This window comes from Bradyrhizobium sp. USDA 4452 (genome assembly GCF_054063575.1).
Genome location: NZ_JBSSGK010000001.1, coordinates 3,730,775 through 3,744,981, shown reverse-complemented (window position 1 = coordinate 3,744,981; position 14,207 = coordinate 3,730,775). Strand labels below are relative to the sequence as shown.

Genomic DNA, 14,207 nt, shown 5'->3' with positions numbered 1-14,207 from the left:
TGTCCTACCCGTCTTGAGCCCGACCTCGAAGAGTTGCTCTGGTCGACCGTGAACGTCTTCCACCGCGCCACCGAGAGGATCGTGCGCGAACTCGACGACAACGAGTTGGCGCAGCAGCGCTCGCAGCGGGAGCAGGACGGTAGCGAGATCAAATCCGTCGAGCTGGAACGACTGACGGCAGAAGGGCAGACGTTGATTGAGCGACGAGGCGCCTTCGAGCTGATGCGCGACCAGGACGCCGATGAGTTCGAACGCCAAACCCACTCGACTTGGCGGCCGCGCAACGGATCCAAGATCAACCATCGCAATCGGACCTCCGCAATGATCGACAGCCGCGATTTCCTGGCCGTGAAGAAGCGCGCTGACGATCAGGTGCTGCACTTCCCCGGCACAGGCATCCAGGACAACCTCGCCGGCAAGGCCAACAAGCTCGGTATCGCGGTCTGGAAAGGCGGCGTGTGAGCGCTGCCGCAAATTCTACTGACCAGAAGCTCTCCGACACGCTCGATGCCGCCGATCGTGCGACCAGCCGCGGCCCACGCGCGTTCGCCGCAGCCTAGCACCGGCTTCGCTCGGATCACACGAAAAACCCTGACATGGAAGCCAAGGCTCGTGATGCCCCGGCGTACATCCGGCCGCGACGTTCGGGTGCGAGCTTGCATGATGTTCTTGAAAAATGTGACCTTCGCGCGTCCGGACGTGAACGTCGCGCTGATCATCCGCCACCAAACGTCGATCGCAACGGACGGCATTGCGAGCAGGCTAAATTTCTACGGTGCCGTCTCATCTCGCAATGAACTGTTGTTCGTCGTACGCCAGGCAAGCGCTTCTATCTATCGGGCCAATCAAGACATCCGCCAGAAGATGAACGAAAGATGTGACAGGCGGTCCTAAATAAGGCTTGGGATATTGCCTCGCAGAAGGATCCTTGTAGCCCTTGATCGCTAACCCGCGCTCGGTGCAGTTCGCGCGCAGGATAGATGCCTAGGATGATCCAACGAGGACACGCTTCCGGTGCGGGTGGGAGATCAAGTCCAGGTCCAGCAAGTCCAGTTTGGATGTGGGCACCGTCATGTTTGCCTTTACGTAGCCGAGCCGCAGTATGCTCGGTCATGTAACTAGGACCTAGCCCCAGCGCCGACCAATATACTTTGACTTGTAGGGTGGCATTGAGACGCGCGGTGCTTCAATGTACATGGTCATTCGCAAGTACACCAAGGTTCGTTCGGTTGCGATGCCGGCCGCCGCCCGAAAGTGGCATTGGGCAGATCCTAAGGGAATCGCTTGGATTCAGATCGTACTATGTGCTGGATGGCGGTGAAGGCGTCGGTGTCGCTGTGATGATATTCGAGGATCGCGAAAGCGCCGATGCAGCGAACAAAAAGGTCTTGGAGGTCGTTCAAGCGAGTCCGCATGACCTCCATCTTGGAGACCCCGAAATTGTCGCGGGGGACAATGGTGAATATTCAATCTGACCAGTAGCGTGCGCCTTTCCATGGAGCAACACGTCATGGCCGAACGATAAGCTCCGGACTGAGAGCAACACTAGATTAATTCAGCCGCAGCTGGAATCCTCTGCCTGTACGCAAATCCTTGGAAGTGAAGATGGAGAAAAGCTGCGCAAAGGGGCGAAGGTCAGCTCTGAACTGAATGACGAACCGCGGCAAACACGCGGTAGAAATTCTTCGTCTTGGATAAATCGCTCAGCGCGGCCCACGCTTTGCCCGACCGCGAGACCGCGGTCGGACCGATCTCAAGCTGCCCATTCTTGAGAGATGGCGCTGCCGTGTCTTTTATGGCCCACGCCAAATCAAGCGGTGTGTTCGTCAGCGCTCGATCGGCGGAAGCGTCCTCTCGTTCCCGGTTTTCCTCGACGGCGGAGGCAGTCGCGCTTGTCGGCCGTTATCGGCAAGTAGGCGCAGAGCTCTCGATCGATACTGTTACTCAAGGGCCTATTTGCGGTTATACTCACAGCCGGGCCGTGGTGCTGGTGGAAGGCGCAGCCGTCAGACTTCTATCTCACGGAGCCCACCGCCATGATCATCCTCGGACCACCACTCATTTTACTCGTCATCGGCTTGTTCTGTTGGCTGGCGTTCATGCTTGCCGCCTCTGCGCTCCCGGTCTTCGTTGGCATGACGATCGCCATGTTGAGCTTCCATACCGGTGCCGGCTTGCTCGGATGCGGCGCAATTGGCCTCGTGGCAGGCGGATTAACCTTCGGTGTCACCTGGCTTGCGCTCGCTCTCGCGCCATGGGCTTTGGTTCGGCTCCTGATCATCCTTCTCTACGTCGCGCCCGCTACCGTCGCGGGCTATAGCGCCACATATGGAAATGCCCTGATGGCGGCGCCTTCACCGATCTGGCAGACGGTATTTGCTGTCATGGGCGCCATTGCCGTCAGCATCACGGCGTTCATCCGCTTCACTGGAATGGCCGCACTGGACCTGCCGGGCAATGGTAGCGTCCACTGAAGGCATCGCGCCGACGGGCGGAACTGGACCAGATATCCGCAATTCTCGCGGTCCTCATCGTCGAAATTCGAACGAGAGCGGGCTGGCCATTGAAGCCCCGATCTTCGAGCTTGCGCCCCGGGCTCGTCACGGTGATCATGGAGGCATGGGGCCAAGCGGTCGCATCTCAAGGATACGGCCGACAACAAATGTGAACGGGCCGCGCGGCCGACGCGTAGTCACGACGCCAAATCCGTCCGCTGCTGAGGCAGGGGTGTCCGGGGAAATTCAGGCATAGCGGAGCTCCATCTGGTCAGGTGAGATGGTTGATTTCCGACGGCTGGGGTTGGTGGGCGGAGGTTTGTCGATGGCAGCGAGGGATCGACGCGTGAGCAGGAGCTGGCCGACGAGTTCGGCGAACCTGAGCGGGAGCATTTTGATGCAGTTGGTGTGAGCGGCGATGCGCAGCAGCAGGTAGGCAATCATCGCAGCGAGCACCTGAAGGCGGATCGCGTTGTCGTTTGGCGCCGAGGAACTTGCGAATATCGAGATGCTGCTTGATCCAGCGGAACAGCAGCTCGATTTGCCATCGGCTCTTGTAGAGGGCGGCGATCTCGACGGCGCTACGGGCAAGGTCGTTGGTGAGGAGTGTGATCTTGCCGCCTTTCTCGCGTCTGATCTTAATGCGGCGGAGCGGGATTGGAAGGCGCGAATCGCCCTTGCTCGTGAGCTTCACCTCGTCATCGGCAAGGATTTCGAAGCCATCCCCGTTACGCTTGCGGATGGCGCGATGCCTGAGCGAGCGAAGACGGATGCTCGTCTTCGCCCGGGTAACGAAGAAAGCCTTGCTATCATTGATCTTCTGCCACCAGTCGAAACGGCAATACCCTTGTCAAACACATAGGTGGTGGCGGGCTGGATTGGGGTCTGTGGGCCGATCTCGATGTCATTGACGTTCGCGGCCGTGACCTCGACGCAGGTCGGGACATCGCTCCTTGGGTCGTAGACGACATGCAGCTTCATGCCGCGGATGCGGCCGTTCCACGTCGCCCAACTGCAGACCTTGCCGAGCGGGATCGGACTGGCGTCGATCAGACGCACCATCTCCATGCCTTCACTCCGCAGCTGGCGACGCGCCATCGCCGACAGCGCCGCAAAGGTTTGCGCGAAAATGCCGATCGGACGGCGGGCATTGGCATCGGACAACGTCGAGCGCGACAGCTTGCCGGTTCCCAAGTGATAGTGATGCTGCGAATTGGCGTTGAAGCCAGTCACCACCCCGCGCAGACTGCTGTTGCCGCTAAGCTGGGCATAGATCAGCGCCACCAGATGATCCCAGCTCCTGAACGACTTGTCGTAGGCATCCCCGTCCAGACGATCCACAACCGTCTGAAACTGCCGTCGATTGATCGGTTCAAGCTGCCTTCCAAAAATGCTACCGCGATATCGCATGCTCGGCCCTCTGTGTCTCGACAACCAGAAAAGACCGATTGCCTCGGTCCTGCCGAGCATGCACCGCGACACAGTGAATCATTCCCCGGACACCCCTGCTGCTGAGGGGAGAGGGCGCGTGTCACCATCGAACTCAGTTGCCGGCCTCTCGGTGCGGTCGAACTCGCCACATTCTTTTTGACGTCAGTTCTGTAGGCCGAGCGCCCCAACGGCCTCTTCGATGGATTGATCTGGCTGAAGGACGGCTGCGCCTCGACCGCCTAAGGCGCAACAGCGGCGTCACAACTTTCTTCCCCTGCCGGCTGCGCCGTCATTCCTCGCGCGAGCCAAGAAAGTTGCTCCTTTGCTGTCAGGCCCCTTCGGGATGCGCCGTCGATCGCCTCCGGCCTGTCGATCACCATCGAGGCCGCAAGGTGCGGGCTCGGAAAACAGAGATCAAGGAGAACTACTATGGCGACCATCGGCACCTTCAAGAAGACCGGCAACAACGAACTCACCGGCGAGATCGTCACCCTCTCGCTCCAGGTCAGGAACGTCCGGATCGTCCCCGAAACCAACCGCTCCGGCGACAACGCACCGAGCCACCGGGTCTATGTTGGCCGAGTCGAGATCGGGGCCGGTTGGTCCAAGCGCTCTAACGAGGGCCGCGACTATCTGAGCCTCAAGCTCGACGATCCGAGCTTCACCACTCCGATCTTCGCCAACCTCTTCGCCGACGAGGAAGGCGAGGGCTTCAGCCTGATGTGGTCCCGTCCCAGCCGTCGCACCGGCGACTGACCCGATCCACAATGCCTCGCCCGGCTGGTCCGGGCGGGGCACCACCGCGCTCGAGAATCGAGAAGGCACCTCGTTGGCCGTGCCTCCGCAAGCAGGGGGCGTAACAGATGCCGGTCAGAGTCCGCGTGCCGGTTTGATCGGCCGTCTTTGATGGGCCTCCGCCACGCTATCGACGATGTCATCCCAGTCGGGACAGATTGCTATGAGACGGTCTAACACCGTTGGGTCTCGGTCGATCTGGCGAGCGCCTGAGCGCGCCATTGGTCGTTGAAACTTATTCTCATCAGCACCAGGCATTCGACGACCGAACTGTGGGGCGGCGAATGCTCCAACTTCGCCGTCACTATGCCCGTCCATTCTTGTATCTGACGCCAGCGCTCCGACTCGGCGTTGGTGTCCAACTTTTCTTGGAGCAGATCAACCAGTGTGCGGAAGCGAATTGGCCCAAGGTTGGGGCCTGAGTTCCGCAACGTAGGCATCCACCACTTCGCGGATGTCGTCTGGCAAGTGCTCGTATAGGGTCGTCATAGCACAGCTGCGCTCTGCCAACCATCACCCCTTCGGTCCTTCAAACAGAGCAACAATCGTCGGGCCAGAGCAGATTTACGCCCAAGGCCGATTATCTACCACGTTTAGTGATTTCCTACCGCCGGTGCCGCAGCCTGGCACAAACGTACCCATCATTGACCGCGAGTAGAATGAACCGTCGCCCGCTCAATCAGGTCGCTTGCTTCGACGCCCAGCGCCTTTGCGATCCGACCCAGCACCGTCATGCTGGCCGACACGTCGGCGCGTCCGATTGAGCCGACGTAGCGGACGCTTAGTCCGGCGCTATGGGCCAATTCTTCCTGCGACATCTGCTTCACATGACGGATCCGACGCAGATTGACCGCCATGACCTCCTTGAGATCCATGGCGGCAAGGGAACTCACATCAGAACGATCGTTCCAGGAACGATCGTTCCGATTCGTGCGACGTAATATTATGAATAGGCTCTGTCTGGGGCCAGTTAGCCGTTTCTGGAGACCACCGTGATGCGGTCTGCGCATCGCGATGTGGCATTTCGCGGCTTGCCAAGTTCCAGGGCAAGTGGATGTCTGACGTTAGTTCGATTTTGAGAGGATGATTGCGGTGCACGAGTTGCCATTTCAGGACCAGCCGCCACAGACCGACCGTGTGAACGCCTATGATGAGCAACACCTCGCGATCTATGTTCAATTATTGATGGCTGAAGAAGAGGGGGCCGACTGGCGTGAGTTCGTGCAGGTGATCTTCCGTCTCGATCCCGCTCGAGAACCCGAGCGCGCCAAAATCGTCCATGAGAGCCATCTGGCACGCGCTCGATGGATGACGAGAACCGGATACCGGCATCTGTTGGATCCGCGAATGCAGTAACTGGGGCCAGTCGTCGGACAAATTGTGGTCGTAGGTGATGCAGCCTATGGGTCTAGTTCTCCTGATCGTGGTGTGTCCCTCCTTCGGGAGGGCAGAACAAGAAGAAGCAGGAGGACACACCATGCCCACACAGTATTGGCGCTCGCCGGAGACGATTGAGTGCCTGAAGCGGCTCGCGCGCCCAGGCTTCGCGCTTGAGTTTCTGCGCCGCAACGCTGAATATCGCCGAGATTTCGTCCGCGCAGAGCGGCAGATCGCGCGCGACGGCGTTGATCCCGAGACCGTTCGTTCCAGTCTCGCACGTCGTTGGGGGGTGCGATTTCGCCCATGACCCGGCCTCTCCGGTTGGTCCCGAACCAACCATATGGCTGCCCGAGGCATCTCCTGGAACAGTGATCCTGGAACCTGCGCCGTCGAGCTTCAAAACCATCCATTCGATTGATCACGATGCCTTCGGACTGCCGCTTGTCGAGCGGACAGATTCTGACGGTCGCGAACTGGTGATTGCGGACGGATCGGGTGAACTTCATGTTCGCTTGCATGACGAGCAGGCCGCACGACGTCCCGCCGTGCTTCTGCCGCTTGACGGCATGGCCGAGCTGCGGCTCGACGTCGCGCTATACTTCGTGCGCCATCTTGGCGGCCACGGTCTGGGCCTTCTTCCAGCGGCTCTGCGGCTGACGCCCTTTAAGAAGCGCCGATTGATTCAGCTCCTTCATGCCTTCGACGTGCATGAATCTGGGGTAGCCCCCGAGACGTCGCAGCGAAGGTGCTCGCCTCCGACCACGCCCAGCGTCGTTCGATCGAGTGGAAAGATTCGCATGCCCGCCGTGCTGCGAACCGCCTCATCCATGATTCGATCGCCCTGGTCGAGCGCGGCTATCTGAAACTCCTGCGCGGCCTCTGACCGGCCCTTCGATCGCTCCACGCAATGCGCCGTGATGACGCTTCCCCGTGCTCCGCTGGTAACGCCCCGGTTCGCCTGGCTGCGACCGTGGGGGGACACGCATCTGCAAAATTTTTCGTCCACCCCCAACGCCTGAACTCTCCGCCACTCTGGCCTCGACATGCCGCGACTTGGCCGCGGCGCTTCGAGGCACGAAGGAGATCTCCGATGCTCGACCGGACTGCGAGGCTCACTACGCGCTACGTGCGCACCCCTGAGGCGCGCCTCCTTGGCCTTTCGCCGCGCACGCTTGAGAAATACCGCTGCCATGGCAACGGCCCGACGTTCCGCAAGCTCGGAGGCCGCGTTGTCTACGCCGTTGGCGATCTAGAAGCCTGGGCAGATCAGGCTGCTTGCAGCTCGACCTCGGATCCTCGCTACGTCGAGGCCCGCGCAGCCGGCCACGCGCATCGCTAAGGCAACGCTTGCCATGCTGACGCGACGTCTCATCACGCCCAGCGAGCGAAGCAAGCTCGATCCGTTCGTTATCGCCACTGGTGACGCCAGCCCGCGCGATCAGCGCGACCTGATGGAGCGGCCGTTCTTCTCGCTTGCCAAGGCGAGGCGCATCCGGCCGATCCTCTACCAGGCCAGCGATGTACGTGTCGAAGTCTATGCAGTCCCTGAGCACGGTATGGCGACCATTTGGGACGCCGACGTGCTGATTTGGGCGGCGAGCCAGATTGTCGAGGCCGAGAACCTTGGTCTGAAGACCTCGCGCTTCCTGCGCTTCACGCCCTACCAGCTTCTGATCGCGGTCGGCCGACAGACCGGGGCGCGGGATTACAAGCTCTTGAAGGGCGCACTGGCCCGTCTGCAGGCGACCGTCATCCGTACCACCATCCGGCAGGGCGAGCATTGGCGGCGCCACCAATTCTCCTGGATCAATGAATGGGAGGAATGCGCCAGGCGCGACGGTCGCGTGGAAGGCATGGAATTTGTCCTCCCCGACTGGTTCTACCGCGGCGTCCTCGATCGCTCCCTCGTCCTTGCAATCGATCCGGCCTACTTCGCCTGACCGGCGGGATCGAGCGCTGGCTCTACCGCGTCGCGCGCAAACATGCCGGACGACAGCCACGAGGATGGCTGTTTGAGATCGCGCACCTCCACAAGAAGTCCGGCAGCCTGGTGCGAGCCTCCGATCTCGCGCGGCAGATCCGGCTTATCGCCGCACGCCAGCCACTCCCCGGCTACAGCTTGTACGTCGAACGCGAGGGCCGGCGTGAGCTGCTGCGCATTGTCGGCGAAGTTGTCCACCGCACCTGTGGATGGCGCTGTGGACGAGCTCGGGACTTCGCACGCATGCATTAGAATCTAACTTAGAATCTAACTTAGAATCTAACCTGGAATCTAACTGTTGTAGTGGGCCCGTGCGTCATGTGGATAACGCCGACGCGAGCGCTGAGCCGTCGTCAACCGAGCCCCCAAGCCAACAATCGCTGCCGCTGCTCGATCACAAGGCGGAAGGCAAGTGATGATTGTCGCACTGCTCAACCAAAAAGGCGGCGTCGGCAAGACGACGCTCGCGCTGCACCTCGCCGGCGAATGGGCGCTCCGCGGAAAGCGTGTAATGCTCGATGCCGACCCCCAAGGCGCGGCATTGGACTGGTCGCAGCAGCGGGCACGGGAGAAGGTCTCGCCGCTATTCGGTGTCACTGGCCTTGCGCGGGATACACTCCATCGCGAGGCGCCGGAGGTCGCGCGCACTGCCGATCATGTCGTCATTGACGGGCCGCCGCGCGTCACCCGATTGATACGATCGGCGCTGCTGGCCGCTGACCTGGTGCTGATCCCTGTCCAGCCGTCGCCATTCGACGGCTGGGCGTCGGCCGAGATGCTGGCTCTGCTGCGCGAGGCTCGCATCTACCAATCCGAAGCTCGCCGCTCGCTTCGTGCTCAATCGTTGCGATACGCGCACGGGCATAGCCCGCGCGACAGCCGAGACGCTCGCCGATCACGATCCGCCAGTGCTCGCCAGCACCATCGGGCAGCGTGTCGTCTTCGCCGACGCCGCGCAGTCGGGTCGGCTCGTCTCCGAGTTTGCCGAGCAAAGCGCAGCATCCGGCGAGATCACCGCGCTCGCCGCCGAAGTCGCGAGGCTCGCGCCATGAGCGGGCGCTCCTCCAGGCGCGGCTTCGCGTCGCGACCTGGCGATGTCGAAGGCTGGGTCAGGCCCAGCGACGCGTCGCGGCGTCGCACAGATAACACAGCAGCATTGACCGCGCGTCTGACAATCGACGTCTCGCCGGCGCTGCGCGGCCGCATCAAGTCGCCGCGTTTCAGCGCGGCGTCACCGTCGCCAACATGCTGCGCGAATTGCTGGCGCGAGAATTCCCACTGAGATCGGAGAGCCGTCGTGAACGACAATGAGGCCTTGCCACCACGTGCCGTGCCGCCCTCGCATCGACGCGGCGTTGCGCTCACTCATGTCGAACTGACCTGGGTTGAGAAGCGGATCGAGCATTGGTTGCGCTTTGGCCATCGGGCCGAGGAGAAGAGTCTCGATCGCCGCCGCAGCGTTTCAAGTTTTTGCGCCTGGCAGCATCTTCGGCTTCGTTCGTTGGGCATCGAACGACTATGGCGCCGTGATATCGCGCATGGACATCGTGCGCGCAGTGGAGCCCGGCCAGCGCTACCAGACGCTGCCATTCGTCAGGCCTGGCGGCGAAATCCTGCTGCGCGTCGACAGCTAGCCGAAGGTCGAGCGCGTGTTGCAGGCGATCGATGCCATCGAGGCGCTCGCCATCAATCCAGCCGATGCAGCGCCCGATTACTGGCGGCATCTGCACAACCGTCTCGCCGCCGACCACGTGCCGCGCGCCTACACGCGTGAGCAGCACGTCGCGTGGCTCAAGCGCCGGAGCGTCACGCCATGACCCGACTTGGCTATGTCGTGGTGACGTACCTAGCCGTGCTCGCTGCCGGTGAGGGCGGCTGAATGGCGCGATGGTGAGGATCGCGGTCCAACGTGTGGTGTGCTTGAGAAGTTCCGGTTCGAGGCCACTGAGATCGCGCTGCGGGCGCGTCCCGGAAGCCGTCGCGGGCGTAGTCGTTCAGCGACCGACGACTATAGCATGGAGACTTGGGTCGGCTGCGCAAGAATCCGCTCGGCATCTACGTCAACGCCATCAACTGGTCGAAGGAGCTGGGACAATGACCCCGTCGCCGGTTGCTGAAGGCAAGCTGAGCTTTCAATTGCCCACATTTGACTCGGATTTGAGCGAGGCGCGGCGGACGAAATCTTGAATCGGCAGAATCTGTTGTGATTCATTGTTGAGCACCTGATTCGGAAGTGGGGTACTCGATGGGGTTGGTGAAGGAACGCGCGGAGACGCGTGCTCAGCGATTGATGACCGGTATCGAGACGTGGGTTGATCGAGAAGCTGCGGGATGCGAGTTTAAGGCTGAGCGGCTTGGTCGCCGGTTCTGCAAATTGCTCGCACAAGTCGGGAGCGACATGGGTCAAAGCATCCCGTTGGTTTGTCAGGACTGGGCCAACACGAAGGCCGCCTATCGCTTCTTCTCCAACGAGCGGGTCAATGAGGCGGATATTCTTTGCGGTCATTTCGAGGCGACGCGCGGGCGCGTAGCGGCGACGGAGGGACCGATCCTCGTCCTCCATGACACGACGGAATTCAGCTTCAAGCGCGAGAAGCCGGATCTGATCGGCTTTACGGGCAAGACGGCAGGACGCACACAGTGCGGCATCCTGATGCATTCTAGTCTCGCCGTGACGACCGAGGGGCTTCCGCTCAGACTGTCGGCAATCAAGTTCTGGACCCGCAAGAAGTTCAAGGGGACGACGGCGCTGAAGCGAAAGATCAATCCGACACGGGTGCCGATCGAGCAGAAGGAGAGCATCCGCTGGCTCGAGAATTTACGGCAATCGACCGACCTTCTCGCTGCTCCTGGACGTTGCGTTCATATTGGTGATCGCGAGAGCGACATCTATGAGCTGTTTTGCCTGGCCGAGGAGGTCGGAACGCATTTCCTGGTGCGAACCTGTGTTGATCGGCTTGCCGGGGACGGCAATCATACAATTGCCGACGAAATGGACGAGGTTACGATCAAGGGTCTACACCGGATCAAGGTCAAGGACGACAAAGGCGATCCCGACGACGCCGTTCTTGAGATCAGGTACCGCAAGATACGCGTCCTGCCGCCGATCGGCAAACAGACGAAATATCCCGCACTCACTCTGACCGTGATCCATGCTCGAGAGCGGGGAAGGCCGAAGCGGCGAAAGAAAATCGAGTGGAAGCTCCTCACCGATCTCCCGGTCCGATCGCGCAAGGACGCCATAGAGAAGATCGAATGGTACGCGTTGAGGTGGAAGATCGAGGTCTTCCATAAAATCCTCAAATCGGGCTGCAAAGGACTCAAAATTGCGAACTGCTGAGCGTCTGGTCAATCTGGTCGCGGTCTTCTGCATTGTGAGTTGGCGCGTCTTCTGGATGACGATGCTCAATCGCTCCTCACCGAATGCCCTACCGCAAACCGCGCTGACAAATCCCGAAATCAGGCTTCTTGATCATTTTGTGAAAGACAGGGGTGGCGATTGCTCTCGACGAAGCACGCTCTCGCACTATGTCGTCAAGATCGCGCGGCTCGGTGGATACTTGGCCCGGGCCAACGATCCGCCTCCAGGAAATACCGTGATCTGGCGCGGACTATCGCGGCTGACCGACATCGAACTTGGAGCCGCAATCGAGGCAACAATTATGGGTAATTGAAAGCAAGCTGAGGCCATCAGTTGGCGTAATTCAAAGGCGTAAGCGCGTCGATTTCGCTGCTCGGCCAACCGTTAGCGATACGCTGACGTTTTACGGCGTGCCAATCGAACGGATTGACGTTGTTCATCTTCGCCGTCTGCAGCAGCGTTGCGATAGCCGCCCAGGTTTGCCCGCCGTCGTCGCGGCCAGCGAAGGGGCAATTTGTTTCTCGTACTCGTTTGTGGCCTGATGGCCCTTTCGATAATATTGGAGTCGAGCTAAATGCGAGTGTCGGCCAGCAAGTGTTCGAAGATGGCACGGCGTGAGACGGCATAGCGGATCGCCTCGGCCAGTTTTGATTTGCCGGAGATCCGCCGCAAGGTCTGCTGCTAGAGATCGAAGAGATTTGCGACGATCGCGGCGGAGGCTTGTCGGCGCGTGGCGAAGCTTGCGTCGGGGCTTGGACGGCGCACGGTCTTCTCGACTTGCCGAAGCTTCGTCATCCGCTCGACCAATGTGTTGCCATCGTTGCCGCGATCAGATCGCGCGAGCTTGTTATAGGCGGCATAGCCGATGGAGCGGAACGGCATCGATTGTGCCAAAATGTGGGTGTTCAAACCACGGCAAGGAGGACGTCCGTGGACGAGGTTAGCATCATTGGTTTGGTTGGGCCAAAGTTCTCGATTCACGGAGCTGGCACGTCGAGACGGACGGCACCGTCGAGCGTTACGATCTCTTGGGCGGCAAGTGCTACATCTACAAGCGAAGTGCCGACAGCAGTTCTGGCAGGTCGCCGCGGGGCGTCGCGAACCGCAGCCATCGGACCAGCACTAAACTCGAAGGAATTTCGAACGCGAACCGATTCGCTGCGGAATGGTGCCTTCGAAGACGCCGCGGAACAATTCTCCACGAATTTCAGTGCTGACCGAGGGGCGTCACAGCCCCTCTATATCGCCGGTCGCGAACAACGCCGCAAGTATCTCATCTCACACATTCTTCGGCGACAAACTGCTCCATCACCCTCGGCATGATCGCGGAATACCGCATCGATCGCATAAGAAGGAGAGTTATCGCTATCAGGGCGAAGAAGGGTTGCGACTTCATCATCTTCACGGCGAATATCAGCTTGGGACCTGATGAGGCAAAGCGACTAGAGTACCACGATGTTTCGATCGTCAACGATCGCGAAGCAGGTGAGCGCATTGTGGAAATTGAAGTCCGCGGCAAGCGCGGCGTCTACTACTGCAAGAGCATGCCTAGCATGCCGTTGCGCCCTTCCTGCGGCTCCGTACGCGAAACAAGGCCAAGCCGACCACCGCTTGTTCCCGAACAACCAGTATTTCCTCTTAATAGCATCCTTGAAAAGCAGGAGCTTAAGTTCGACCGCGGGGAAGCGCCGCGCGGCCTACAGTCCGCGGCACACGTACATCTGCTTGCGGCTGATGGAAGGTGCCGACAGAATTGCCGCGCCAGCGTCGAGATGATCGAGAAATACTATTACTTCGCACATAAAAAATCAGCTGAGCGCAGCGGCAATCAACCTCAAACGTGTTTCCCGACATGAAGAGGAAGAAGGTCGCGCTAGAAGCGACGCAGGGTGCAAAGAGGCGCGCGCGACATGACCGAGGCGCTCGGCTCGCACGACTTTTGCGAGTCGCAGAAACTCACGTCACTCACAAGAACTGGGCGTGCAGATAACTAGGTTAGCCAAAGCAGAGCTGCGACGCCAACAAGCGAAGCAGTTTCGGCAGGCTTTCACGGTGCGTTGCGACGCACCATATATCTTGCATAACTGTCGTAGGTAGCGAGCGTTTTGCTGAGAGTGGCGTCCTCGAACGTGTGGAAACCATGACGCTCCCAGAATTGTTCTGAATCATTCACCGCTACCAATGAGACATTCGGAAAGCGGGCTTCCGTTGCGTGGGCAATGAGTTGGCGCACTGCGTCGGAAGCCGCACCATTGGCCCGTGCCGCCGGCAACAGGGCGATGTCATGGACATAGTAGGTTGACCCAGGTACCGGCAGTTGCTTCAAAAGGGCGTTGAGCGCGGGTGGCTGCCTAAATTGCCACGGGTGGCTGACGACGTAGCCAACGATTCCGGCACGCCGGCCCTTGAGAACGAAGCATCCCTCGGGATAGAGCCGCAGACGTTCAGCCAAAACCTCCGCATCTTCGCGATAGTTCAGGTGAACACGACCCGCGACACTGTTCACCCCCTGAAGATCCCGAGTTTCCATCGCACACCAGGGCATTTACATGAGCTTCCGTTGAAATTCCAAGCGCCGAATAATCCATTAGCCTGCAACGCCTGTCCAGATCGACGTCCATTGAGGTGCGACGGCCGCGATCCAACCCTAACACCTTGGCGACAGGCACAGACCGGGTTATGAAGCCCTTGGCATGCGGGCGTGGCGAAGTTGGTAGACGCAACGGACTTAGGCCAAAACTTGAGTGCTCCCAGGGGAACCCGG

11 protein-coding genes and 10 pseudogenes are annotated in these 14,207 nt (G+C 60.2%); 17 read left to right on the top strand and 4 right to left on the bottom strand.

Annotation, left to right across the window (positions count from 1 at the left end; all coding sequences use genetic code 11):
- Positions 1-6 precede the first annotated feature (6 nt).
- The 4 genes and pseudogenes from ACVISU_RS18030 to ACVISU_RS18015 form a co-directional block, all read left to right on the top strand.
- Positions 7-462, top strand: a pseudogene (locus ACVISU_RS18030) (hypothetical protein); the annotation flags it as partial.
- A gap of 198 nt (positions 463-660) precedes the next feature.
- A complete protein-coding gene (locus ACVISU_RS18025) occupies positions 661-894 on the top strand; it encodes a hypothetical protein (RefSeq protein WP_456707815.1) in 234 nt (77 codons plus the stop codon).
- 295 nt (positions 895-1,189) lie between these two features.
- Positions 1,190-1,482 (top strand): annotated as a pseudogene (locus tag ACVISU_RS18020) (hypothetical protein).
- 554 nt (positions 1,483-2,036) lie between these two features.
- The gene (locus ACVISU_RS18015; protein ID WP_456707814.1) at positions 2,037-2,474 is read left to right on the top strand and encodes a hypothetical protein; all 438 of its coding nucleotides are present in this window, start codon (positions 2,037-2,039) and stop codon (positions 2,472-2,474) included.
- A 267-nt stretch (positions 2,475-2,741) separates the two neighbouring features.
- Here the strand turns inward: ACVISU_RS18015 and ACVISU_RS18010 are convergent.
- A pseudogene (locus tag ACVISU_RS18010) lies at positions 2,742-3,905 on the bottom strand (IS4 family transposase).
- A gap of 450 nt (positions 3,906-4,355) precedes the next feature.
- On the opposite strand from ACVISU_RS18010, the gene ACVISU_RS18005 reads away from it, so the two are divergent.
- Positions 4,356-4,682, top strand: a complete 327-nt coding sequence (locus tag ACVISU_RS18005) for a DUF736 domain-containing protein (protein ID WP_456707813.1) — start codon at positions 4,356-4,358, stop codon at positions 4,680-4,682.
- Positions 4,683-5,362: 680 nt separating this feature from the next.
- Here the strand turns inward: ACVISU_RS18005 and ACVISU_RS18000 are convergent.
- Positions 5,363-5,596, bottom strand: coding sequence for a helix-turn-helix domain-containing protein (locus ACVISU_RS18000; protein WP_456707812.1), 234 nt, complete (start codon positions 5,594-5,596; stop codon positions 5,363-5,365).
- A gap of 208 nt (positions 5,597-5,804) precedes the next feature.
- Here ACVISU_RS18000 and ACVISU_RS17995 point away from each other — a divergent pair, with 208 nt between their 5' ends.
- The 11 genes and pseudogenes from ACVISU_RS17995 (at position 5,805) to ACVISU_RS17945 (ending at position 11,756) form a co-directional block, all read left to right on the top strand.
- The gene (locus ACVISU_RS17995; protein ID WP_456707811.1) at positions 5,805-6,077 is read left to right on the top strand and encodes a DUF2285 domain-containing protein; all 273 of its coding nucleotides are present in this window, start codon (positions 5,805-5,807) and stop codon (positions 6,075-6,077) included.
- A 121-nt stretch (positions 6,078-6,198) separates the two neighbouring features.
- Positions 6,199-6,408 (top strand): transcriptional regulator domain-containing protein, encoded by a 210-nt coding sequence (locus tag ACVISU_RS17990; protein ID WP_456707810.1) that lies wholly within the window; start codon positions 6,199-6,201, stop codon positions 6,406-6,408.
- A 61-nt stretch (positions 6,409-6,469) separates the two neighbouring features.
- Positions 6,470-6,984 (top strand): annotated as a pseudogene (locus ACVISU_RS17985) (DUF2285 domain-containing protein).
- Between the two features lie 207 nt (positions 6,985-7,191).
- Positions 7,192-7,440, top strand: a complete 249-nt coding sequence (locus ACVISU_RS17980; protein WP_456707809.1) for a helix-turn-helix transcriptional regulator — start codon at positions 7,192-7,194, stop codon at positions 7,438-7,440.
- A 13-nt stretch (positions 7,441-7,453) separates the two neighbouring features.
- A pseudogene (locus ACVISU_RS17975) lies at positions 7,454-8,498 on the top strand (replication initiator protein A).
- Positions 8,498-9,134 (top strand): annotated as a pseudogene (gene parA, locus ACVISU_RS17970) (ParA family partition ATPase). Before ACVISU_RS17975 ends, parA begins: the two co-directional pseudogenes overlap by 1 nt.
- Positions 9,131-9,393, top strand: a pseudogene (locus tag ACVISU_RS17965) (hypothetical protein). Before parA ends, ACVISU_RS17965 begins: the two co-directional pseudogenes overlap by 4 nt.
- Positions 9,380-9,899: pseudogene (locus ACVISU_RS17960) on the top strand (DUF2840 domain-containing protein). The pseudogenes ACVISU_RS17965 and ACVISU_RS17960 overlap by 14 nt, the downstream one beginning before the upstream one ends.
- Positions 9,900-10,102: 203 nt before the next feature.
- Positions 10,103-10,180 (top strand): annotated as a pseudogene (locus tag ACVISU_RS17955) (conjugal transfer protein TrbF); the annotation flags it as partial.
- A 147-nt stretch (positions 10,181-10,327) separates the two neighbouring features.
- Positions 10,328-11,422, top strand: coding sequence for an IS4 family transposase (locus ACVISU_RS17950; protein WP_456707808.1), 1,095 nt, complete (start codon positions 10,328-10,330; stop codon positions 11,420-11,422).
- Complete coding sequence (locus ACVISU_RS17945; protein WP_456707807.1) at positions 11,409-11,756, top strand: hypothetical protein; 348 nt, start codon at positions 11,409-11,411, stop codon at positions 11,754-11,756. Before ACVISU_RS17950 ends, ACVISU_RS17945 begins: the two co-directional genes overlap by 14 nt.
- 16 nt (positions 11,757-11,772) lie before the next feature.
- Here the strand turns inward: ACVISU_RS17945 and ACVISU_RS17940 are convergent.
- A pseudogene (locus ACVISU_RS17940) lies at positions 11,773-12,247 on the bottom strand (IS66 family transposase); the annotation flags it as partial.
- 515 nt (positions 12,248-12,762) lie between these two features.
- Here ACVISU_RS17940 and ACVISU_RS17935 point away from each other — a divergent pair.
- The gene (locus ACVISU_RS17935; RefSeq protein WP_456707806.1) at positions 12,763-13,299 is read left to right on the top strand and encodes a hypothetical protein; all 537 of its coding nucleotides are present in this window, start codon (positions 12,763-12,765) and stop codon (positions 13,297-13,299) included.
- 191 nt (positions 13,300-13,490) lie between these two features.
- On the opposite strand, the gene ACVISU_RS17930 is transcribed toward ACVISU_RS17935, so the two are convergent.
- Positions 13,491-13,949 (bottom strand): GNAT family N-acetyltransferase, encoded by a 459-nt coding sequence (locus ACVISU_RS17930; protein ID WP_253639171.1) that lies wholly within the window; start codon positions 13,947-13,949, stop codon positions 13,491-13,493.
- Between the last annotated feature and the right edge of the window lie 258 nt (positions 13,950-14,207).

Excerpts from the sequence above, each read along its gene's own strand:
- ACVISU_RS18025 (WP_456707815.1), top strand. The coding sequence starts at position 661 with ATGATGTTCTTGAAAAATGTGACCTTCGCGCGTCCGGACGTGAACGTC.
- ACVISU_RS18015 (WP_456707814.1), top strand. The coding sequence starts at position 2,037 with ATGATCATCCTCGGACCACCACTCATTTTACTCGTCATCGGCTTGTTC.
- ACVISU_RS17935 (WP_456707806.1), top strand. The coding sequence starts at position 12,763 with ATGATCGCGGAATACCGCATCGATCGCATAAGAAGGAGAGTTATCGCT.
- ACVISU_RS17980 (WP_456707809.1), top strand. The coding sequence starts at position 7,192 with ATGCTCGACCGGACTGCGAGGCTCACTACGCGCTACGTGCGCACCCCT.
- ACVISU_RS17950 (WP_456707808.1), top strand. The coding sequence starts at position 10,328 with ATGGGGTTGGTGAAGGAACGCGCGGAGACGCGTGCTCAGCGATTGATG.
- ACVISU_RS17990 (WP_456707810.1), top strand. The coding sequence starts at position 6,199 with ATGCCCACACAGTATTGGCGCTCGCCGGAGACGATTGAGTGCCTGAAG.
- ACVISU_RS17995 (WP_456707811.1), top strand. The coding sequence starts at position 5,805 with ATGATTGCGGTGCACGAGTTGCCATTTCAGGACCAGCCGCCACAGACC.
- ACVISU_RS18000 (WP_456707812.1), bottom strand. The coding sequence starts at position 5,596 with ATGGATCTCAAGGAGGTCATGGCGGTCAATCTGCGTCGGATCCGTCAT.
- ACVISU_RS18005 (WP_456707813.1), top strand. The coding sequence starts at position 4,356 with ATGGCGACCATCGGCACCTTCAAGAAGACCGGCAACAACGAACTCACC.